The 20,388-nt window shown below is 71.8% G+C and carries 19 protein-coding genes and 1 pseudogene; 17 read left to right on the top strand and 3 right to left on the bottom strand.

Features of this window, described 5'->3' with window-relative positions; all coding sequences use genetic code 11:
• Nucleotides 1–37: 37 nt before the first annotated feature.
• The 6 genes and pseudogenes from arc to prcA all read left to right on the top strand — a co-directional run bounded on the left by arc (nucleotide 38) and on the right by prcA (nucleotide 6,275).
• A complete protein-coding gene (gene arc, locus IE305_RS10955; RefSeq protein ID WP_190129305.1) occupies nucleotides 38–1,804 on the top strand; it encodes a proteasome ATPase in 1,767 nt (588 codons plus the stop codon).
• Between the two features lie 350 nt (nucleotides 1,805–2,154).
• Nucleotides 2,155–3,666, top strand: a complete 1,512-nt coding sequence (dop, locus tag IE305_RS10950) for a depupylase/deamidase Dop (RefSeq protein ID WP_190129304.1) — start codon at nucleotides 2,155–2,157, stop codon at nucleotides 3,664–3,666.
• A gap of 165 nt (nucleotides 3,667–3,831) precedes the next feature.
• On the top strand, nucleotides 3,832–4,050 hold the full coding sequence (locus tag IE305_RS10945; protein ID WP_190129303.1) for a ubiquitin-like protein Pup: 219 nt from the start codon (nucleotides 3,832–3,834) through the stop codon (nucleotides 4,048–4,050).
• 34 nt (nucleotides 4,051–4,084) lie between these two features.
• Nucleotides 4,085–4,680: pseudogene (locus tag IE305_RS33755) on the top strand (endonuclease VII domain-containing protein).
• Nucleotides 4,677–5,477, top strand: a complete 801-nt coding sequence (prcB, locus tag IE305_RS10935; RefSeq protein ID WP_373311580.1) for a proteasome subunit beta — start codon at nucleotides 4,677–4,679, stop codon at nucleotides 5,475–5,477. The pseudogene IE305_RS33755 and the gene prcB overlap by 4 nt, the downstream one beginning before the upstream one ends.
• A 57-nt stretch (nucleotides 5,478–5,534) precedes the next feature.
• Nucleotides 5,535–6,275, top strand: coding sequence for a proteasome subunit alpha (prcA, locus tag IE305_RS10930; protein WP_190129301.1), 741 nt, complete (start codon nucleotides 5,535–5,537; stop codon nucleotides 6,273–6,275).
• Nucleotides 6,276–6,346: 71 nt separating this feature from the next.
• Here the strand turns inward: prcA and IE305_RS10925 are convergent, their stop codons facing one another.
• Nucleotides 6,347–7,339, bottom strand: a complete 993-nt coding sequence (locus tag IE305_RS10925; RefSeq protein WP_229890796.1) for a LacI family DNA-binding transcriptional regulator — start codon at nucleotides 7,337–7,339, stop codon at nucleotides 6,347–6,349.
• Between IE305_RS10925 and IE305_RS10920 the strand changes: the two genes are divergently transcribed.
• From IE305_RS10920 to IE305_RS10870, 11 genes are all read left to right on the top strand, one after another.
• A complete protein-coding gene (locus tag IE305_RS10920; RefSeq protein ID WP_190129300.1) occupies nucleotides 7,293–8,900 on the top strand; it encodes an MFS transporter in 1,608 nt (535 codons plus the stop codon). The genes IE305_RS10925 and IE305_RS10920 overlap by 47 nt on opposite strands.
• An 82-nt stretch (nucleotides 8,901–8,982) precedes the next feature.
• Nucleotides 8,983–10,344 (top strand): Pup--protein ligase, encoded by a 1,362-nt coding sequence (pafA, locus tag IE305_RS10915; RefSeq protein WP_190129299.1) that lies wholly within the window; start codon nucleotides 8,983–8,985, stop codon nucleotides 10,342–10,344.
• A 142-nt stretch (nucleotides 10,345–10,486) separates the two neighbouring features.
• The gene (locus IE305_RS10910) at nucleotides 10,487–11,464 is read left to right on the top strand and encodes an FKBP-type peptidyl-prolyl cis-trans isomerase (protein ID WP_190129298.1); all 978 of its coding nucleotides are present in this window, start codon (nucleotides 10,487–10,489) and stop codon (nucleotides 11,462–11,464) included.
• 57 nt (nucleotides 11,465–11,521) lie between these two features.
• Nucleotides 11,522–11,899: an FKBP-type peptidyl-prolyl cis-trans isomerase gene (locus IE305_RS10905; RefSeq protein ID WP_190129297.1), complete on the top strand. Its 378-nt coding sequence runs from the start codon at nucleotides 11,522–11,524 to the stop codon at nucleotides 11,897–11,899.
• Nucleotides 11,900–12,018: 119 nt separating this feature from the next.
• A complete protein-coding gene (locus tag IE305_RS10900; protein ID WP_190129296.1) occupies nucleotides 12,019–13,020 on the top strand; it encodes a helix-turn-helix transcriptional regulator in 1,002 nt (333 codons plus the stop codon).
• Nucleotides 13,021–13,069: 49 nt separating this feature from the next.
• On the top strand, nucleotides 13,070–14,032 hold the full coding sequence (locus IE305_RS10895) for a helix-turn-helix transcriptional regulator (protein WP_190129295.1): 963 nt from the start codon (nucleotides 13,070–13,072) through the stop codon (nucleotides 14,030–14,032).
• Nucleotides 14,033–14,096: 64 nt separating this feature from the next.
• Nucleotides 14,097–14,339 (top strand): hypothetical protein, encoded by a 243-nt coding sequence (locus IE305_RS10890; RefSeq protein WP_190129294.1) that lies wholly within the window; start codon nucleotides 14,097–14,099, stop codon nucleotides 14,337–14,339.
• A gap of 21 nt (nucleotides 14,340–14,360) precedes the next feature.
• On the top strand, nucleotides 14,361–14,567 hold the full coding sequence (locus IE305_RS10885) for a hypothetical protein (protein ID WP_190129293.1): 207 nt from the start codon (nucleotides 14,361–14,363) through the stop codon (nucleotides 14,565–14,567).
• A 258-nt stretch (nucleotides 14,568–14,825) separates the two neighbouring features.
• Entirely contained in the window at nucleotides 14,826–15,107 is a 282-nt protein-coding gene (gene tatA, locus IE305_RS10880) for a Sec-independent protein translocase subunit TatA (RefSeq protein ID WP_190129292.1), read from the top strand.
• Nucleotides 15,108–15,216: 109 nt separating this feature from the next.
• Nucleotides 15,217–16,083: a twin-arginine translocase subunit TatC gene (gene tatC, locus IE305_RS10875; protein WP_190129459.1), complete on the top strand. Its 867-nt coding sequence runs from the start codon at nucleotides 15,217–15,219 to the stop codon at nucleotides 16,081–16,083.
• A gap of 104 nt (nucleotides 16,084–16,187) precedes the next feature.
• Nucleotides 16,188–19,001 carry a DEAD/DEAH box helicase gene (locus IE305_RS10870; RefSeq protein WP_190129291.1) on the top strand — a complete coding sequence of 938 codons (2,814 nt, stop codon included), beginning with the start codon at nucleotides 16,188–16,190 and terminating at the stop codon, nucleotides 18,999–19,001.
• 185 nt (nucleotides 19,002–19,186) lie between these two features.
• Here IE305_RS10870 and IE305_RS10865 read toward each other — a convergent pair whose 3' ends face one another.
• Nucleotides 19,187–19,477, bottom strand: a complete 291-nt coding sequence (locus IE305_RS10865) for a hypothetical protein (protein WP_190129290.1) — start codon at nucleotides 19,475–19,477, stop codon at nucleotides 19,187–19,189.
• A 22-nt stretch (nucleotides 19,478–19,499) separates the two neighbouring features.
• Nucleotides 19,500–20,351 carry a siderophore-interacting protein gene (locus tag IE305_RS10860; protein ID WP_190129289.1) on the bottom strand — a complete coding sequence of 284 codons (852 nt, stop codon included), beginning with the start codon at nucleotides 20,349–20,351 and terminating at the stop codon, nucleotides 19,500–19,502.
• Nucleotides 20,352–20,388: the final 37 nt, after the last annotated feature.

Here is a 20,388-nt window from a genome sequence, read left to right as displayed (position 1 = left end):
TGGAAGCGTCCAGCTCCCCTTGGAGGAGGTGAGGACCGTGGCAGCCCACGACGACGACATCAACCGCGGCATCCGGCCGGGGCGCGGGTCCGACGACCCCGCGGGCCAGATTGCCTATCTCGAGCAGGAGATCGCCGTCCTGCGACGCAAGCTCGCCGACTCTCCGCGGCACACGAGGATTCTCGAAGAGCGGATCGTCGAGCTCCAGACCAACCTGGCCGGCGTATCCGCACAGAACGAACGCCTCGCGAACACCCTCCGTGAGGCCCGGGACCAGATCGTCGCCCTCAAGGAGGAGGTCGACCGGCTCGCCCAGCCGCCGGCCGGCTTCGGTGTCTTCCTGCAGGCGAACGAGGACGGCACGGCCGACGTCTTCACCGGCGGCCGCAAGCTCCGGGTGAACGTCAGCCCCGGCGTCGAGCCCGACGACCTCCGGCCCGGCCAGGAGGTCATGCTCAACGAGGCGCTCAACGTGGTCCAGGCCATGCACTTCGAGCGCGCCGGCGACATCGTCACCCTCAAGGAGATCCTGGAGGACGGCGAACGCGCCCTCGTGATAGGGCACACCGACGAGGAGCGGGTGGTCCGGCTCGCCGAGCCGCTGCTGGACACCACCATCCGCCCCGGCGACGCCCTCCTGCTCGAACCCCGCTCCGGCTACGTCTACGAGGTCATCCCCAAGAGCGAGGTCGAGGAACTCGTCCTCGAAGAGGTGCCCGACATCGACTACGGCAAGATCGGCGGCCTGGGCAACCAGATCGAGCTGATCCGCGACGCCGTCGAGCTCCCGTACCTCTACCCCGACCTCTTCAAGGAGCACGAACTCCGCCCGCCCAAGGGCGTCCTGCTCTACGGCCCGCCCGGCTGCGGCAAGACCCTCATCGCGAAGGCCGTCGCCAACTCCCTTGCGAAGAAGGTCGCCGAGGTCACCGGCAAGCCCGCGGGGAAGTCCTTCTTCCTCAACATCAAGGGCCCCGAGCTGCTCAACAAGTACGTCGGCGAGACGGAGCGGCACATCCGGCTGATCTTCCAGCGCGCCCGGGAGAAGGCCGGCGAGGGCACCCCCGTCATCGTCTTCTTCGACGAGATGGACTCCCTCTTCCGCACCCGTGGCTCCGGCGTCAGCTCGGACGTGGAGAACACCATCGTCCCGCAGCTGCTCTCCGAGATCGACGGCGTGGAGGGCCTGGAGAACGTCATCGTCATCGGCGCCTCCAACCGCGAGGACATGATCGACCCGGCGATCCTCCGCCCCGGCCGCCTCGACGTCAAGATCAAGATCGAGCGCCCGGACGCCGAGGCCGCCAAGGACATCTTCTCGAAGTACCTGACCGAGTCCCTGCCCCTGCACGCCGACGACCTCGCCGAGCACGGCGGCGACGCCAGGGCCACCATCGAGGGCATGATCCAGTCGGTCGTCGAGCAGATGTACGCCGAGTCCGAGGAGAACCGCTTCCTGGAGGTCACCTACGCCAACGGTGACAAGGAAGTCCTCTACTTCAAGGACTTCAACTCCGGAGCCATGATCCAGAACATCGTGGACCGGGCCAAGAAGATGGCGATCAAGGCCTACCTCGACCACAACCAGAAGGGCCTCCGCGTCTCCCACCTGCTCGCCGCCTGCGTCGACGAGTTCAAGGAGAACGAGGACCTGCCCAACACCACCAACCCCGACGACTGGGCCCGCATCTCCGGCAAGAAGGGCGAGCGGATCGTCTTCATCCGCACCCTCGTCACCGGCAAGCAGGGCGCGGACACCGGCCGCTCCATCGACACCGTGGCCAATACCGGCCAGTACCTGTAACACCGCCGTCCGGCTGCGGATGCCTCCCCACCCCGCCCCAGGCGGGGGACGGACCAGGCCATCCGCAGCCGGACGTGTCTTTGGCGCGCACGAGACGACACGTGCCGCCCGCGCCACCCGTACGGGTGCCCCCGCCGGGCCCCGCACGGCCGCGGGACGACGCGCCGACCGGCGCCGTGTCCCACCGCACCGACCCGAGCAATGACTGTAATGATCTCCCCAGCGCCGCAAAGCCGTTCTAGGCTCTTCGGTATCGCCGCGCAGCGCGTGGGGGACGCACACGGACCGGAAGCGCAGCGGTACTTGAGCGCCGACCCCGCGACGGGGCGCCGCCGGGCAAGGAGGGCCGCATGACCGTACGGCGAGTAATGGGCATCGAGACGGAGTACGGGATCTCCGTCCCCGGTCACCCGAACGCCAATGCCATGCTCACCTCGTCCCAGATCGTCAACGCCTACGCGGCCGCGATGCACCGGGCACGCCGTGCCCGCTGGGACTTCGAGGAGGAGAACCCGCTGCGGGACGCCCGCGGCTTCGACCTCGCCCGCGAGGCCGCCGACGCCAGCCAGCTCACCGACGAGGACATCGGCCTGGCCAACGTCATCCTGACCAACGGCGCCCGCCTCTACGTCGACCACGCCCACCCGGAGTACAGCTCCCCGGAGGTCACCAACCCCCGCGACGCCGTCCTCTGGGACAAGGCCGGCGAACGGATCATGGCCGAGGCCGCCGAGCGCGCCGCGCAGCTGCCCGGCGCCCAGCCCATCCACCTCTACAAGAACAACACCGACAACAAGGGCGCCTCCTACGGCACGCACGAGAACTACCTGATGAAGCGGGACACCCCCTTCTCCGACATCGTGCGCCACCTCACGCCCTTCTTCGTCTCCCGCCAGGTCGTCGCCGGCGCCGGCCGCGTCGGCATCGGCCAGGACGGCCACCAGCACGGCTTCCAGATCAGCCAGCGCGCCGACTACTTCGAGGTCGAGGTCGGCCTGGAGACCACCCTCAAGCGGCCGATCATCAACACCCGGGACGAGCCGCACGCGGACGCCGAGAAGTACCGCCGGCTGCACGTGATCATCGGCGACGCCAACCTCTCGGAGATCTCCACCTACCTCAAGCTCGGCACCACCTCCCTCGTCCTCTCCATGATCGAGGACGGCTTCATCACCACCGACCTCGCCGTCGACCAGCCCGTCCGCACGCTCCACCGGATCAGCCACGACCCCGGCCTGCGCCGCCTGGTCACGCTCCGCAACGGCCGGACGCTCACCGCCGTGCAGCTCCAGATGGAGTACTGCGAGCTGGCCCGCAAGTACGTCGAGGACCGCTTCGGGACCGACACGGACGAGCAGACCAAGGACGTCCTCGCGCGCTGGGAGGACGTGCTCGGCCGGCTCGAACGCGACCCGATGAGCCTGGCCGGCGAGCTGGACTGGGTGGCGAAGCTGGAGCTCCTGGAGGGCTACCGGCGCCGCGACGGCCTCGACTGGGAGTCGGCCCGGCTGCACCTGGTCGACCTCCAGTACGCGGACGTCCGCGCCGACAAGGGCCTCTACAACCGGCTGGTCGCCCGCGGCCGGATGAAGCGCCTGGTCGAGGAGGACGCGGTCCTGCGCGCCCGCACGGCGCCGCCGGAGGACACCCGCGCGTACTTCCGCGGCCGCTGCCTGGACCAGTACGCGGACGACGTGGCCGCGGCCTCCTGGGACTCGGTGATCTTCGACCTCCCCGGCCGCGACTCCCTCCAGCGCGTCCCCACGCTCGAACCCCTGCGCGGCACCCGCAACCACGTCAAGGAACTCCTGGACCGCTGCCGCACGGCGGAGGAGCTGGTCCGGGTGCTCTCCGGGGGCTGAGGGTGGCCCGGGTGGTCTGAGAGGGGGACCGAGCGGGAATCATCAGGGTGGCCCCGGGACGTTGTAGCAGTTGCAGCAAGAACGGGGCCGATCCGGGGCCCGGCTTGTAGGGTCTGATCTTGTACGTACGTCTCGTGCACGGCTGAATCGAGCGGGGTGAGGGGTATGGCGACCAAGGACACCGGCGGCGGACAGCAGCGGGCCACGCGTTCGACCGAGGAGGTCGAGGAGCAGGCGCAGGACGCGCAGGTCTCGGACGACCTCAAGGAACGCCAGGAGAAGCTGTCGGACGACGTGGACTCCGTGCTGGACGAGATCGACGACGTCCTTGAGGAGAACGCGGAGGATTTCGTTCGAAGCTTCGTTCAGAAGGGTGGCCAGTAAGCGGCTTCTGCCTTCGAAACGTAGGGGAGGGTGAGTGTCGCAGGCGGGGGGAACGAAGCGCTGCGCGCGGTGTCGCGAGGACAAGCCGCGCGCAGCGTTCGCTGCGAATCGGTCGTTGCGTGACGGGCTGCAGTCCTACTGCAGAGTGTGTGCCGCTGAGTACCACCAGCAGAGACAGAAGGCGAAAGGTAGGAACATCCGCCCGCGGGTCGCTGTGCCGCCGGGGCATAAGTACTGCCGCCGCAGTGGGCAGATCAAGCCCCACTCCCAGTGGTCTCGCAACAGTTCGGCCTCCGACAGGTTGACAACGGCCTGCAAGTCCTGCCGGGCTGTCGAGGGCCGGGCCGGTCACCTCAAGCGCAAGTACGGCATCACGGAGGCCGAGCGGGAGCAAATGATCATGGCGCAAGGCGGGGTCTGCTGCATCTGCTTGTCGGCACGCCCGGTGCATGTGGATCATTGTCATGCGACCGATAAAGTCCGTGGCGTGCTGTGCTTCAGTTGTAACGCAGCACTGGGGCAATTCAAGGACCGGCCCGACGCCCTGCGGCGTGCGGCCGATTACCTGGAAGGAAACATGCGTGGAAGCCAACCCTCGTAGCACCGGGCGTCTACCTGCTGCCTTCCTGACGCCGGGCTCCTCGTCCTTCATGGACTTCCTCGCGGCGCACCAGCCCGACCTGCTGCCGCGGAACCGTCAGCTGCCCGCGCAGGGCGTGGTCGAGGCGCCGCACGGGACGACGATCGTGGCGGCGACGTTCCCCGGTGGGGTGGTGCTCGCCGGTGACCGGCGGGCCACGATGGGGAATCTCATCGCCCAGCGCGACATCGAGAAGGTGTTCCCGGCCGACGAGTACTCGGCGGTGGGCATCGCGGGCACGGCCGGCCTGGCCGTGGAGATGGTGAAGCTGTTCCAGCTGGAGCTGGAGCACTTCGAGAAGGTGGAGGGCGTCTCGCTCTCCCTGGAGGGCAAGGCCAACCGCCTGTCCACCATGATCCGCAGCAATCTCGGCATGGCCATGCAGGGCCTGGCCGTGGTGCCGCTGTTCGCCGGGTGGGACGTCGACCGGCAGAAGGGCCGGATCTTCTCCTACGACGTGACCGGCGGCCGGTCCGAGGAGGCGGTGGGGTACGCGGCGACGGGCTCCGGTTCGCTGTTCGCGCGGGGTGCGCTGAAGAAGCTGTTCCGTGAGGACCTCACGGAGGGGCAGGCCGCCACGCTCGTCGTCCAGGCGCTGTACGACGCCGCCGACGACGACTCGGCGACCGGCGGGCCCGACCTCGCGCGCCGTATCTACCCGGTCGTCACCGTGATCACCGACGAGGGTTTCCGGAGGCTGGGCGAGGACGAGCTGGCGCAGATCGTCCGTGCCGTCCACGAGCGGCGGCTGGAGGAGCCCGACGGCCCGCGCGCCGCGCTGCTGTAAGGGCTGCAAGGATGCTCGCCGTGACGGAACGATCTTCAGGAAGGGACGGATAACGCGGTGTCGACACCGTTCTATGTCTCCCCCCAGCAGGCCATGGCCGACCGTGCCGAGTACGCCCGCAAGGGCATCGCGCGCGGGCGCAGCGTCGTGGTCCTCCAGTACTGCGACGGCGTGCTGTTCGTCGCCGAGAACCCGTCCCGCGCCCTGCACAAGGTCAGTGAGATCTACGACCGCATCGCGTTCGCGGCGGTGGGCAAGTACAACGAGTTCGAGAATCTGCGGATCGGTGGGGTGCGCTACGCCGACCTGCGGGGTTACACGTACGGCCGGGAGGACGTGACCGCCCGCGGCCTGGCCAATGTCTATGCGCAGACGCTGGGCACGATCTTCTCCAGCGTGGGTGAGAAGCCGTACGAGGTGGAGCTGATCGTCGCGGAGGTCGGTGCGGCCCCGGAGGACGACCAGATCTACCGGTTGCCGCACGACGGTTCGATCGTCGACGAGCACGGCTCGGTGGCGGTCGGCGGCAATGCGGATCAGATCAGCAGTTATCTGGGCCGGAACCACCGGGACGGCATGTCGCTGGCGGAGGCGGTGAAGCTGGCGGTGGACTCGCTGACGCGGGACACCAATGGCGGTGAGCGGGAGCTGACGGCCGAGCAGCTGGAGGTCGCGGTGCTGGACCGGCGGCGTCCGCAGCAGCGGAAGTTCAAGCGGCTGCCGGTGCGGCAGCTGGAGCGGCTGCTGGCGGAGGGCAAGGCCGCTCCGGAGAGCGGTGAGGGCGGGGACGAGGAGTAGGTCCCGCGCCCCGGGGGCGCTGCCCTCTCGGGTCCTCCTCGGGTTTTCCGTCCGTGCGCCGGGCGGGCCGGTCAGCCGGCCCGCCCGGCGTTCGTGTGTGCGGCGCTGGAGGCGCGGGGCACGAGGCCGACGGGGAGGGTGACGGGGGCGGGGCGGTGGCCGTCCATGACGGCGAGGAGGGCGCGCATGCCGGCCTCGCCGACGGCCTCGGCGGGCAGGCGGACGGTCGTGAGCTCGGGTTCGAGGGCGACGGCGAGGGGTGAGTCGTCGAAGCCGGTGACGGAGACGTCGTCGGGGACGCGGAGTCCGGTGCGGCGTACGGCCTTGCAGGCGCCGGCGGCCAGGACGTCGCCGTCGCAGATGAGCGCGGTGGGGCGGGGGCCGGGTGCGGCGAGGGCGCGTTCGGCGGCGTGGCGTCCGGCGACGACGTCGAGGGTGGCGGTCTCGGTGCGGCAGGTGGTGCCGGGGACGTCGGCGAGGGCGGCGGTGAGGGCGCGGGCGCGGGCCCGGAAGGTCCAGGAGTCGATGCCGGCGGCGATGTGGGCGAAGTGCCGGTGGCCGAGGGTGAGCAGGTGGTGGGCGACCTGCCGTATGCCGTCCTCGATGTCGAGGTTGACGGTGGCGTCGGCGGGGGTGTGTCCGGGGTCGCTGTCGAGCATGACCAGGGGCAGGCCGCCCTGGCGCAGGTCGGTGAGGGCTTCGGCGGCCATGGAGGAGGCGATGACGCCGTCGAGGGCGGCGCGGGCGGAGGCGAAGGGGTCGCGGGCGGGGCCGGTGCCTTCGGGGGAGGGGTAGAGGACGACGCCGACGTCGTGTGCGGCGGCGGCGCGGGCGGCGCCGGCGTGGACGCGGGCGAAGAATTCATTGGTGAGGGCGGGGACGACGAGCAGGGCGGTGCGGGTGGGGCCGAGGCGGAGGCTGCGGGCGGTGAGGTTGGGCCGGTAGCCGAGGTCGCGGGCGGCTCTGCGGACGGCGTCGGCGGTGGGTGCGGAGACGCGGCCGCGCCATTTGTCGCCCATGACGAGGGAGACGGTGGCCTGGGAGACGCCGGCGGCGCGGGCCACGTCGCGGCTGGTGGCGCGGGCGGTGGCGGCGTGCCGTCCGCGGACGGTGGGCCAGCGGTCGTCGCCGGTGCGTTCCGTGGGCCCGCCGTGGCCGCTGGTGAGCTGGTCGTCCGCCGTCACTGCGCCGCCCCTCCTCGTCGCCGTCCGTGGTTCCTGCTGGTGCTGTCCTACCACGCGGCTGGACCCGTGGAGGGCGCTCGTGATACGTATAACTACTCTAGTTATACGTAAAACCGGGACGAAACCCGGAACGCGACACCCCAGAACACCGGGACAACCCGGGAAGCACCCCGAAAGGCGGACCATGGCGGCGGCGGGCGGCGGCTACGTCGAGATGCTCAGGACGCGGCACGCGGCGCGACTGCTGACCGGCACCCTGGTGGGCCGGCTGCCGAACGCCACGGCCGCGCTGGCTCTCGTGCTCTTCGTGCGCGCGGAGGGCGGCAGCTACGCCCTCGCCGGCGCGCTGTCCGCCGCGTACGGCGTGGCCAACGCCGTGGGCCAGCCGCTGCTGGGCCGCGCCGTGGACCTCTACGGCCAGCCCAGGGTACTGCTGCCCTCCGCGCTGCTGGCGGGGATCGGCATGGCGGCCTTCGCGGTGTTCGGCACCGGCTCGCTGGTCGTGGCCTACGCCACGATGATCGTCTCCGGTTTCTTCACGCCTCCGCTGGAGGGCGGCCTGCGGGCGCTGTGGCCCTCGGTGCTCAAGAGCGAGGAGCGGCTGCACGCCGCGTACTCCCTGGACGCCATCGCCCAGGAGGTCATGTACGTCGTCGGCCCGCTGATCGTCACCGCCCTGGTCTGGTGCTGGTCCGAGGCCGGTTCGCTGTACGTCCTGGCCGCCCTGGGCGTGCTGGGCGCGCTCGCGGTCGTCACCTCCCCGCCGTCCCGGACGTGGCGCAGCGCGCCGCGCGAGGCGCACTGGCTGGGTGCGCTGCGCTCGCGCGGGCTGCTGGTGCTGCTGGGTGCGTTCTTCTTCATCGGTTCCGCGCTGGGCTCCATCGCCGTGGCGGCGGTGGCGTACGGCGACGGCCACGGCGGTGGCGGCGTGGCCTCGTACCTGCTGTCCGCGCTCGGTGTGGGTGCCCTGATCGGTGGCTCGGTCTACGGTGCCCGGCAGTGGGCCGGTACGCCGGAGCAGCGGCTGCGGGTGCTGGTGGCGGGTCTGGCGGTGTGCTACGCGCCGCTGGTGATCCAGCCCGGCCCGGTGGGCATGACGGTGCTCGCGGGTGTCGCGGGTGTGTTCCTGGCGCCGTCGCTGGCCACGGCGTTCGTGGTGGTGGACCGGCATGCGCCGCAGGGCACGGTCACCGAGGCGTTCTCCTGGCTGGTGACGTCGTTCGGCGTGGGCGCCTCGATCGGTGCGGCCGTGGTCGGCCCGGCGGTGCAGTACAACGGCTCGGGCGCGGGCTTCGCGGTGGCGGTGTGCGGTGGCGCGGCGGCGCTGGTGGTGCTGCTCCTGGGGCGCCGGGTGCTGCGCGCGCCGGCGGCCGCCTCGACGGTGGTGGCGGGCTCGGAGGCCGAGCCGGTGGTGCCGCAGGAGACCGCGGTGGCGCAGTAGTCGCCACGGGACCGGGGAATTCGCTCGGAACCAGGCTGTCGAACCCGGTTTCAGCACGGGGGTTCAGGCGTAGTGTTCTGGCATGGACCGCCGCATTTTCGGGCTGGAGAACGAGTACGGCGTCACGTGCACGTTCAGGGGGCAGCGCCGGCTGTCGCCTGACGAGGTGGCGCGCTACCTCTTCCGCCGTGTCGTTTCCTGGGGCCGGAGCAGCAACGTCTTCCTTCGCAACGGGGCCCGTCTCTACCTGGACGTGGGGTCGCACCCCGAGTACGCGACGCCCGAGTGCGACAGCGTGACGGAGCTGGTCACGCACGACAAGGCGGGCGAGCGCATTCTCGAGGGGCTCCTGGTGGACGCCGAGCGCCGGCTCCACGAGGAGGGCATCGCGGGCGACGTCTACCTCTTCAAGAACAACACCGACTCCGCCGGGAACTCCTACGGCTGCCACGAGAACTACCTCGTCGCGCGGCACGGGGAGTTCTCGCGTCTGGCGGACATCCTCATCCCGTTCCTGGTCACCCGGCAGCTGCTGTGCGGCGCGGGGAAGGTGCTCCAGACGCCGCGCGGCGCGGTCTACTGCGTGAGCCAGCGGGCCGAGCACATCTGGGAGGGGGTCAGCTCGGCGACGACCCGGTCCCGGCCGATCATCAACACGCGGGACGAGCCGCACGCGGACGCCGAGCGCTACCGCCGGCTGCATGTGATCGTCGGCGACTCCAACATGTCCGAGACGACCATGCTGCTGAAGGTCGGCGCCACGGACCTGGTGCTGCGCATGATCGAGGCGGGCACGGTGATGCGGGACCTGACGCTGGAGAACCCGATCCGGGCGATCCGCGAGGTCAGCCATGACGTCACGGGCCGCCGCAAGGTGCGGCTGGCCAGCGGCCGGGAGGCGTCGGCGCTGGAGATCCAGCAGGAGTACTACGAGAAGGCCGTCGACTTCTGCGAGCGGCGCGGTATCCGCACGGGCACGGTGGAGCGGGTGCTGGAGCTGTGGGGGCGGTCCCTGGAGGCGATCCGGGACGAGGACCTGGACCGGATCGCGACGGAGATCGACTGGGTGATGAAGTACCAGCTGATCGAGCGCTACCGGGCGCGGAACAACATCACCATGTCGCACCCGAGGATCGCGCAGATAGACCTCGCCTACCACGACATCCACCGCCGGCGGGGCCTGTACTACCTGCTGGAGCGCAAGGGCCAGGCGGCCCGGGTCTGCAACGACCTGAAGATCTTCGAGGGCAAGTCGGTGCCGCCGCAGACGACGCGGGCCCGGCTGCGCGGGGACTTCATCCGGCGGGCGCAGGAGCAGCGCCGCGACTTCACGGTGGACTGGGTGCACCTGAAGCTGAACGACCAGGCGCAGCGGACGGTGCTGTGCAAGGACCCGTTCCGTTCGGTGGACGACCGGGTCGAGAAGCTGATCGCGGGGATGTAGCCGGGGCCCGCGGGTCCCGTACGGGTGTGCGCCGGGTACTTCGGGCCCGGCGCCCGTCCGTGTCGGTGGGGGTTGATCGGCGGGGGACAGGCCGTAGAGTGACCGCACTGCCCAGCGCCCTCTACTGCCTGAGTTGGACTTCATGAACCACGCGAAGAACGTGCGTCGCCTCGCTGCGGCGTTGGCCGTGCCCGTGCTGCTGCTGACCGCCTCGGCGTGCGGCTCCGACGACGGGGGCGGCAAGGTCTCCGTGGAAGGGAAGTTCGGGGAGAAGCCCACCGTCTCGGTGCCGAAGGGTGCGAAGCCGGCGGACGAGCCGGTGGTGAAGGCCCTGAGCGAGGGCCGTGGCGAGAAGGTGGAGAAGGGCTCGTTCATCCGCATCGACTACGCGGTGTACTCGATGAAGGACGGGCGCGAGCTGATCAACTCCTGGAATCCGCAGATGCCGCCGGGGAAGCCGGCCGGCGGTGCGCGTCCCCAGGAGGTGCTCCAGGTGGGGCAGCAGGGCCAGCAGGTGCCCGCGAAGGTCGGTGAGGCGCTGGCGGGTCAGCGGGCCGGCAGCCGGGTGCTGCTGGAGGGGACGGTGAAGTCCCTGGTCGCGGAGGCGGCCAACCCGCGGTCGGGCTTCGCTCCGGGCGACGGCCTGGTGTGGGTGGTGGACGTCCTCGGCGCCCGCAAGGTGGACGCCAAGAGCGAGGCGAAGGGCGAGCAGGCCGCGCCCGAGCAGGGGATGCCGGTGGTGAAGGCGCCGTCGCAGAAGCCGGCGGAGATCACGGTCCCGAAGGACGAGAAGCCGCCGGCCGACCTGAAGGAACAGGTCCTGATCAAGGGCTCGGGCCCGGAGGTCAAGGCCGGTGAGGGCCTGATCGCCCAGTACACCGGCGTGAAGTGGGAGGACGGCGCGAAGTTCGACTCGTCCTGGGACCACGCCGGGGCGACGGCCTTCCAGATCGGTACGGGCTCGGTGGTGCAGGGCTGGGACAAGGGCCTGGTCGGCAAGCACGTCGGGGACCGGGTGCTGCTGGTGATCCCGCCGAAGCTGGGCTACGGCAACCAGGAGGGCAGCGAGCTGCAGAAGAACACGCTGGTCTTCGTCGTGGACATCCTCGGCACCGTGTGATCGGCGTCTGTCAGAATTGCCCGGTTGTCCATGCAGAACGTTCGTAGGAGCACTTTCGTGAACATCGAGAAGCCCGAGGTCGACTTCCCGGGTGGCGAGCCGCCGGCCAACCTGGAGATCAAGGACATCTGGGAGGGCGACGGAGAGGTCGCCAAGGCGGGCGACGTCGTCCGCGTCCACTACGTGGGTGTCTCCTTCTCCACCGGCGAGGAGTTCGACGCGAGCTGGAACCGTGGCAGCGCGCTCGAGTTCCAGCTGGGCGTGGGCCAGGTCATCGAGGGCTGGGACCTGGGTGTGCAGGGCATGAAGGTCGGCGGGCGCCGCCAGCTGATCATCCCGGCCCACCAGGCCTACGGCGACCGCGGCGCCGGCGGCAAGATCGCCCCGGGCGAGACGCTGATCTTCGTCTGCGACCTGATGGGCGTCGGTCGCTGATCCTCCGGGTGACGTGACGTGCGAGGGCCCGTGCCGGACCGGCACGGGCCCTCGGCTTTTGCCGGGGGACCGCTGAGCGGTACGGTCAGCCGTTGAGAGCACAAGTAGAGAGGGCGTCGATGGCCATTGCCAAGGCCGAGCGGCTGATGAACCTGGCGTTGTGCCTGCTGGGCACCCGCCGTCCGCTCACCAAGGCGGAGCTGCGCGGTTCGATCGAGGCGTACATCGAGGCCACGGCCGGCTCCGCGGCCGCCGCCTCCGCTGCGGGCGCCTCCGAGAGCGGCAGCGACGACGCCTTCAACCGCATGTTCGAGCGCGACAAGGAAGACCTCCGCGAGCTCGGACTCGTCATCGAGACCGTCGAGGGCGTCGACGGCGAGACCGGCTACCTGGCCCGCCGGGACAGCAACCGGCTGCCGCCCATCACCCTGGACGCCGAGGAGGCCGCGGCGCTGGGGCTGGCGGCCAGCGTCTGGCAGCAGGCCCGGCTGGCCGCCGCGGCCAGCGGCGCGCTGCAGAAGCTGCGGGCCGCGGGCATGCCGCTGGCCGAGGACCCGTACGGCGGGCAGAGCGCGCTGGAGACCCGCGTCCCCACCCACGAGGCGGCCTTCGAGCCGCTGCTGCTGGCCGCCCGCGACCGGCGCCCGGTGGTCTTCGACTACCGCAAGGCCAACGCGGCCCGGCCCGAGCAGCGCCGGGTGGAGCCGTGGGCGCTGGAGTTCTGCCGCGGCCACTGGTACCTGGCCGGCTGGGACCGCGACCGGCAGGCCGAGCGCGTCTTCCGGCTGTCGCGGATCACCGGCAAGGTGCGCTCGCGCGCCCTGCCGTTCACCGCGCCGGTGCCCGACCACGTCACGGTGCGCGAGACCGTCGAGAGCTGGGCGGGCGAGACCGCCACCGGCACCGCCCGGATCAAGGTACGGGCCGGCCACGGCTACCCGCTGCGCGAGCGGGCCACCGTCACCCGGGCGCTGGGCGACGGCTGGGACGAGCTGGAGATCCCGTACGGCCACGGCCTGGACGCGTGGCTGGTGGAGTTCGGCCCCGACGTGGTGGTGCTCGGCCCCGCCGAGCTGCGCGCCGACGTCGTGGACCGGCTGCGCGCGGTCGCCAAGGGCTGACCGCGGACCGGGCTGAGCAGGGCTTGAGAGGAACGGACCCCAGAATCTGATGGCCATCAACGCCATTGACCACACGCGGCGCATGCTGTCCCTCGTCACCTACCTGAGGGAACGCCCCGGCGCCCGCGTCGCCGACGTCGCGCGCGCCTTCGGCATCAGCGAGGACGAGCTGATCGGCGACCTGGACATCCTGCCGATGTGCGGGACCAGCTTCCGCGGCGGCGACCTGCTCGACATCGACACCGACGGCGAGCGCATCTGGTGGCACAACCCCGACGCCTCGGGCACCAGCACCGGCGAGCCGCTGCGGCTGGCCGCCGACGAGGCGACGGCGCTGCTGGTGGCCGCCCGCGCGGTGGCCACCCTGCCGGGGCTGCGGGAGGGCGACCGGCAGGCGCTCGTCCGCGCCACCGCCAAGATCGAGGCGGCGGCCGGTGAGGCCGCCGAGGCCAGCTCGCGCCTGTCGGTGCGGTTCGAGTCGGAGGGCGGGGTGTTCGCCGAGGCGGACCGGGCCATCTCCGAGCGGCGCCGCGTGTGGCTGCGCTACTACTCGCCGGCCCGCGACGAGCTGACCGAGCGCGAGGTCGACCCCATCCGGCTGTTCGCCGTCGGCCACACGTACATGGAGGCCTGGTGCCGCCTGTCCGAGGCGCGCCGGACCTTCCGCCTGGACCGGGTGGCCGAGATCAGGCTGCTGGACGAGGTCTCCGACCCGCCGCCGGTGGAGCTGCGCGACCTCTCCCAGGGGCTGGTGCAGCCGGCCGCCGAGGACCCCGAGGTCGTCATCGAGGTGGGCCCCGGCGGCCGCTGGGTCGCCGAGTACTACCCGCACGACCGGGCCGACGAGCTGCCGGACGGGGGCCTGCGGATCACGCTGCGCACCCCCGACCCCGCCTCGCTGCGCCGGCTGGCGCTGCGGCTGGGCCGCGACGGGCGCATCGTCTCGCCGGAGGACCTGGCGGCGAGCGCGCGGGAGGCCGCCCGCGAGGCGCTGGCGGCCTACGGAGAGTGAAGCCCCGGCGGGCGCGGGCCCGCGACGGGGGAGGGACGAGGTGACGGTGGAAGGTTCAGGGGACGTGACGGAGACCGCGGTGCGCACCACCGCCGTGTTCAAGGCGGCGTGCCCCGAGTGCCGGGGCCGGTTCGAGCTGGCGGCCGGGGCGCTGCGGCTGGCGATCGGGGCCAGCGACCGGACCACGTTCTACTCCTTCACCTGCCCCGACTGCGGTTCGTCGGTGCGCAAGCCGGCGGGGGAGCGGATCGTGGAACTGCTCACCGGCGGGGGCGTGCGGACCCTGCGGCTGCACATCACGGCCTGAGACCGCGGTTAGGCTGCTCCCATGTTCTGGACCGTGTTCGCCGTCGCCCTGGGGTTCTGCGGGATCGTCGTGCTCGCGGTGCCGGCCGTGCGCGTCTTCGCCGAGGTGCGGCGGCTGTCGTCGCAGGTGGCGGAGGCATCCCGGCGCATCGGGCGGGCCGCCGAGGACCTGGAGCGGGCCGCGGCCCCGCTGGCCGCCGAGACGGCGCGGACGGTGCGCGGCGGCTGAGCCGCGGAGGGAACCCGGAGGCGCTCCCGGCCATCTCCTTGACCGGGTGGCCGGGCGGTACGCTGGGCGGGGCGGCCCTGGCACGAGGCGGAGGGTCTCCTCCGGCTCCGGCCGGGTGGTGCGCCCACGGTGCGTATGCAGAGGGATTGCCGTGCGTTCACCCCCGCGCGTTACGATCGCTGCCGTACGGCTGATGGACAAATGTCCGATCGGTCACCAGGCTCCACTCCCATCCCGCCTCGGTGAGAAGGTAAAGACATGTTCGGACGGCTCGGTGCTCCAGAGCTCATCCTCCTCCTCGTTGTCGTCATCCTGCTGTTCGGTGCGAAGAAGCTCCCGGACATGGCGCGCTCGCTGGGCAAGTCGGCCCGCATCCTGAAGAGCGAGGCCAAGGCGATGAAGGCCGAGGGCCAGGACAACGCCGCGGCCCCTGCCGACCCGCCCGCCGGTGAGCCCGCCCCGCGCACCATCAAGGCCGCGCCCGGCGACGTGTCCTCCCGGCCGGTGACCGAGCCCACCGACCGTACGACCCAGCGCTGATACCCCGGACAGACTGAGGCGGCCGCCGTCGGCGACCGCCTGCCGCACGAGATAGGGACGTGGGTTGCTCAAGTCTGCCCGCAAGAAGGAGAAGGACCCCGAGGGGCGGATGCCCCTCACGGAGCACTTGCGTGAGCTGCGCAACCGGCTGGCGAAGGCCGTGCTGGCGATCGTGGTGGTCAGCGTCGTCGCCGCGTTCTACAACAAGCAGATCATGGACTTCCTGGCCGCCCCGGTGCCCGAGTGCCCCGGCCGCGACCTGGCGGCCAGCCACGGCGGCAACTGCGCGGTCCTGATCTTCAACACACCGACCTCGCCGTTCACCACGGTGGTGAAGGTCTGCCTCCTGGCCGGTGTCACCATCTCCTCGCCCGTCTGGCTCTACCAGCTGTGGGCGTTCCTCGCCCCGGGCCTGCACCGGAACGAGAAGAAGTACACCATCGCCTTCGTCGCCACGGCCGCCCCGCTGTTCCTCGCGGGCGCCTACCTGGCGTACGTGATCATGCCCACGAGCATGCGGGTGCTCCTCAGCGTCACCCCGGACAGCGCGGCCAACACCCTCAACCTCGACGACATCCTCGACTTCACCGTCCGGATGATCCTCGTCTTCGGCCTCGCCTTCGAGCTGCCGCTGCTCCTGGTGATGCTGAACCTCGTCGGGATGGTCAGCGGACGCGCCATGGTCAAGTGGTGGCGCGGCGTGACCATGGGTGTGTTCGTCTTCGGTGCGGTGGCCACGCCCAGCACCGACCCGTTCGGCATGTGCGTCCTCGCGGTGCCGATCATCATCCTCTACTTCGGTGCCGTCGGGTTCGCGATCCTCAACGACAAGCGCCGCGAGCGCAACAACCCCGACCGGCTGCTGTCCGACGACGAGGCCGCCCCGCTCGACCTCTCCCCGGAGCCCCTGGAGGCCGAGCCGCTGACGCGTCAGGAGCGCACCGCCGGCCGCGGCGGCTACGACGACGTCACGTGAGGTGAGCCGCGCGCGACCGGCCCGGGGCCCCGCCCCCGGGCCGGTCGGCCGGCCCCCCGTAAAGATCAGGTGGCTGTCGGGGGCGGCCGGTAGGCTCGGAAGCGATGACCGACGACATGTCCCCTGCTGAGCGCTACGCCCTGGCCCGGCGCCGCGCCGCCGAGCAGGCCACCGCGCTCGCGCCCTTCCGGGCGATGTACGACTTCGAGCTTGACCCCTTCCAGCTGGACGCCTGCCGGGCCCTGGAGGCGGGCAAGGGGGTGCTGGTCGCCGCGCCGACCGGCTCCGGCAAGACCATCGTGGGCGAGTTCGCCGTCCACCTGGCCCTCACCCAGGGCCGCAAGTGCTTCTACACCACGCCGATCAAGGCGCTGTCCAACCAGAAGTACACGGACCTGGTGCGCCGCTACGGCGCCGGCCAGGTCGGCCTCCTCACCGGTGACAACAGCGTGAACTCCGACGCCCCCGTGGTCGTGATGACCACCGAGGTGCTGCGCAACATGCTGTACGCCGGGTCCCGGACCCTCGACGGCCTCGGCTACGTGGTCATGGACGAGGTGCACTACCTCTCCGACCGCTTCCGCGGCGCCGTCTGGGAGGAGGTCATCATCCACCTCCCCGAGTCGGTGACCCTGGTCTCCCTGTCGGCCACCGTCTCCAACGCCGAGGAGTTCGGCGACTGGCTCGACACCGTCCGCGGCGACACCGAGGTGATCGTCTCCGAGCACCGGCCGGTGCCGCTGTGGCAGCACGTCCTGGCCGGCCGGCGGATGTACGACCTGTTCGAGGAGAAGGCCGGTGCCGCCGGCGGCCGGGGCCGCCGCGAGGTCAACCCCGACCTGGTGCGGCTGGCCCGCATGGAGAACAGCCGCCCGCTGGGCCGCGACCGGCGGCGCGGCGCGATGCGCGAGGCCGACCGGGAGCGGGAGCGCCGCCAGCGCAGCCGCATCTGGACGCCCAGCCGGGTGGAGGTCATCGAGCGCCTCGACGCCGAGGGGCTGCTGCCCGCCATCACCTTCATCTTCAGCCGCGCCGGCTGCGAGGCCGCCGTGCAGCAGTGCCTCTACGCCGGGCTGCGGCTCAACGACGCCGAGGCCCGCGCCACGGTCCGCGAGATAGTCGAGGAGCGCACCGCCGCGATCCCCTCGGAGGACCTGCACGTCCTCGGGTACTACGAGTGGCTCGAGGGCCTGGAGCGCGGCATCGCCGCCCACCACGCGGGCATGCTCCCCACCTTCAAGGAGGTGGTCGAGGAGCTCTTCACCAAGGGCCTGGTCAAGGCCGTCTTCGCCACCGAGACGCTGGCGCTGGGCATCAACATGCCGGCCCGCTCCGTGGTGCTGGAGAAGCTCGTCAAGTGGAACGGCGAGCAGCACGCCGACATCACGCCCGGCGAGTACACCCAGCTCACCGGCCGGGCCGGGCGCCGCGGCATCGACGTCGAGGGCCACGCGGTCGTGCTGTGGCAGCGCGCCATGGACCCCGCCGCCCTCGCGGGCCTCGCCGGCACCCGCACGTACCCGCTGCGGTCCAGCTTCAAGCCGTCGTACAACATGGCGGTCAACCTCGTCTCGCAGTTCGGCCGGCACCGCTCGCGCGAGCTGCTGGAGACCTCCTTCGCCCAGTTCCAGGCCGACCGCTCCGTGGTGGGCATCTCCCGGCAGGTGCAGAAGAACGAGGAGGGCCTGGCCGGCTACCGCGAGGCGATCACGTGCCACCTCGGCGACTTCGAGGAGTACGCGCGGCTGCGCCGCGAGCTGAAGGAACGCGAGACCGAGCTGGCCAAGCAGGGCGCCGTGCAGCGGCGGGCCGCAGCGGCGGCCGCGCTGGAGCGGCTCAAGCCGGGTGACGTCATCCACGTGCCGACGGGGAAGTTCGCGGGCCTGGCCCTGGTGCTCGACCCGGGCGTGGCCCCGGCCCGCACCGACCGGCACCGCATGGACCACTACGACGGCCCCCGCCCCCTGGTGCTCACCGCCGAGCGGCAGGTCAAGCGGCTCGCCGCGATCGACTTCCCGGTGCCGGTGGAGCCGCTGGAGCGGATGCGGATCCCGCGCTCGTTCAACCCGCGCAGCCCGCAGTCGCGGCGCGACCTGGCGTCGGCGCTGCGCACCAAGGCCGGGCACATCGTGCCGGAGCGGCACCGCAAGGCCCGCTCGGCGGCCGTCGACGACGCCGAGATCACCCGGCTGCGCACGGCGATCCGCGCCCACCCGTGCCACGGCTGCGACGAGCGCGAGGACCACGCCCGCTGGGCGGAGCGCTACCACCGCCTGCTGCGCGACACGCGGCAGCTGGAGCGCCGCATCGAGGGCCGCACGAACACCATCGCCCGCACCTTCGACCGCATCTGCGCACTCCTGACCGACCTGGGCTACCTGCGGAACGACGAGGTCACCGAGGACGGCCGGCGCCTGGCCCGGCTCTACGGCGAGCTGGACCTGCTGGCCGCGGAGTGCTTGCGCGAGGGTGTGTGGGAGGGCCTCAAGCCGGCCGAGCTCGCGGCGTGCGCGTCCGCGCTCGTCTACGAGGCGCGCGCCGCGGACGACGCCGCCCCGCCGAAGCTGCCGACGGGCCCGGCCCGGGACGCCCTGGCCGAGATGGTCCGCGTCTGGGGCCGCCTCGACGCGCTGGAGGAGGACCACCGCATCAACCAGGCCGAGGGCGTCGGCCAGCGCGAACCGGACCTGGGCTTCGCCTGGCCCGCGTACCGGTGGGCCTCCGGCCACGGCCTGGACGAGGTGCTGCGCGAGATCGACATGCCGGCCGGTGACTTCGTCCGCTGGTCGAAGCAGCTGATCGACGTCCTGGGCCAGATCGCCGCAGCGGCCCCCGCGGAGAGCGGCGTGGCCCGCACGGCCCGCCGCGCGGTGGACTCGCTGCTGCGCGGAGTGGTGGCGTACTCGTCGGTGGGCTGAGCCCACGTCCAGGGGCCGCCCTTGCCCGGCTCTCCGCCGCGACGGCGATCAAGAGGTGCCGGGGTGTCCGGCGGTGCCGAACCTGCCCGTGCGGGTTCGGCACCGCCGGGCTGCGGTGTTGTGGTTGCGCGCCGTCGCGGCGGTGTGGGGGTGCGGCGCTGTTCGTGCCAGCGGCCGCGGGGGCGTCACGCCTCGTCCGTCCGGCCCCGGCGGCGCGTCAGCAGGTACGTGGCCGTCGAGGCCAGGGCGGCGGTGAGGGCCGCGGTGCCGGCGATGACCGCCGCCAGTTCGCCTGTGCTGACGCCGGCGTCGTCCTCGGTCTCCTCGTCCTCCTCCGACGCCGCGTCGCCCTCGTCCGGGTCGTCCGGGTCCGCCGCCGTCACCTGGGCGAAGGCCGGAGGGGCCGCCGTGACCGCGGCCGGGAGGAGGAGGGCCGCCGCGGCGGCTGCGGGCAGGACCCGGCGGAGGGTACGCATGGGGTGAGGATACGACGGGGCGTCAGGCCGCCGTGGCCGTGCCCTCCTGCTCGGCCTCCACCTGTGCGTTCCACTCGCGCTTGGACGCCTGCCAGCCGTCCTCGTCGTGGCCCCGGCGCCAGTAGCCGGAGATCGACAGCCGCTCCCTCGGAACGCCGCGCTCCAGCCGCAGGTGGCGGCGGAGCTCCTTCACGAAGCCCGCCTCGCCGTGGACGAAGACCTGCGCGTCACCGGCCGGGAAGTCCAGGCCCCGGACGGCTTCGACCAGCGCCCGGCCCACCGGGTCCGTGCCCCGGTGCAGCCACGTGACCTCGACGCCTTCCGGAAGCGTGAGCTTCTGCTCCTCCTCCGGGCCCGCCACCTCCACGAACGCGTGCACCACCGCACCCGCCGGCATCGCCTCCAGCGACGCCGCGATCGCCGGCAGCGCGCTCTCGTCGCCCGCCAGCAGGTGCCAGTCCGCGGCCGGGTCGGGCGCGTACCCGCCGCCGGGGCCCAGGAACAGGACCTCCTCGCCCGGCCGGACGTGCGCGGCCCACGGGCCGGCCAGGCCCTGCTCGCCGTGGTGGACGAAGTCGATCGTCAGCTCGCGCGCCGCCCGGTCGAAGGCGCGCACCGTGTACGTGCGGGTCCGCGGCCACTGGTCGCGCGGCAGGTCCCGGCGTATGACCTCCATGTCGAAGGGCTGGGGGTAGGCGACCCCGGGCACCGGGAAGAGCAGCTTGACGTAGTGGTCGGTGTGCGGGCCCGCGCCGAACTCGGCCAGGCCCTCGCCACCGAGCACCACGCGCACCATGTGCGGGGTCAGACGCTCGGTGCGCACCACACGGGCCCGGTTGAGCTGCGGCTTCTTGCGGACGGGACGGTCTGCCATGCTGTCTCCCCTGATCCCCTGCGTTATAAATTAGGTT

The sequence above is a fragment of the Streptomyces mashuensis genome (assembly GCF_014654785.1).
Taxonomy (GTDB): domain Bacteria; phylum Actinomycetota; class Actinomycetes; order Streptomycetales; family Streptomycetaceae; genus Streptomyces; species Streptomyces mashuensis.
The sequence above is the reverse complement of the archived record's forward strand: the minus strand, read 5'-3'. Positions and strand labels throughout refer to the sequence as shown.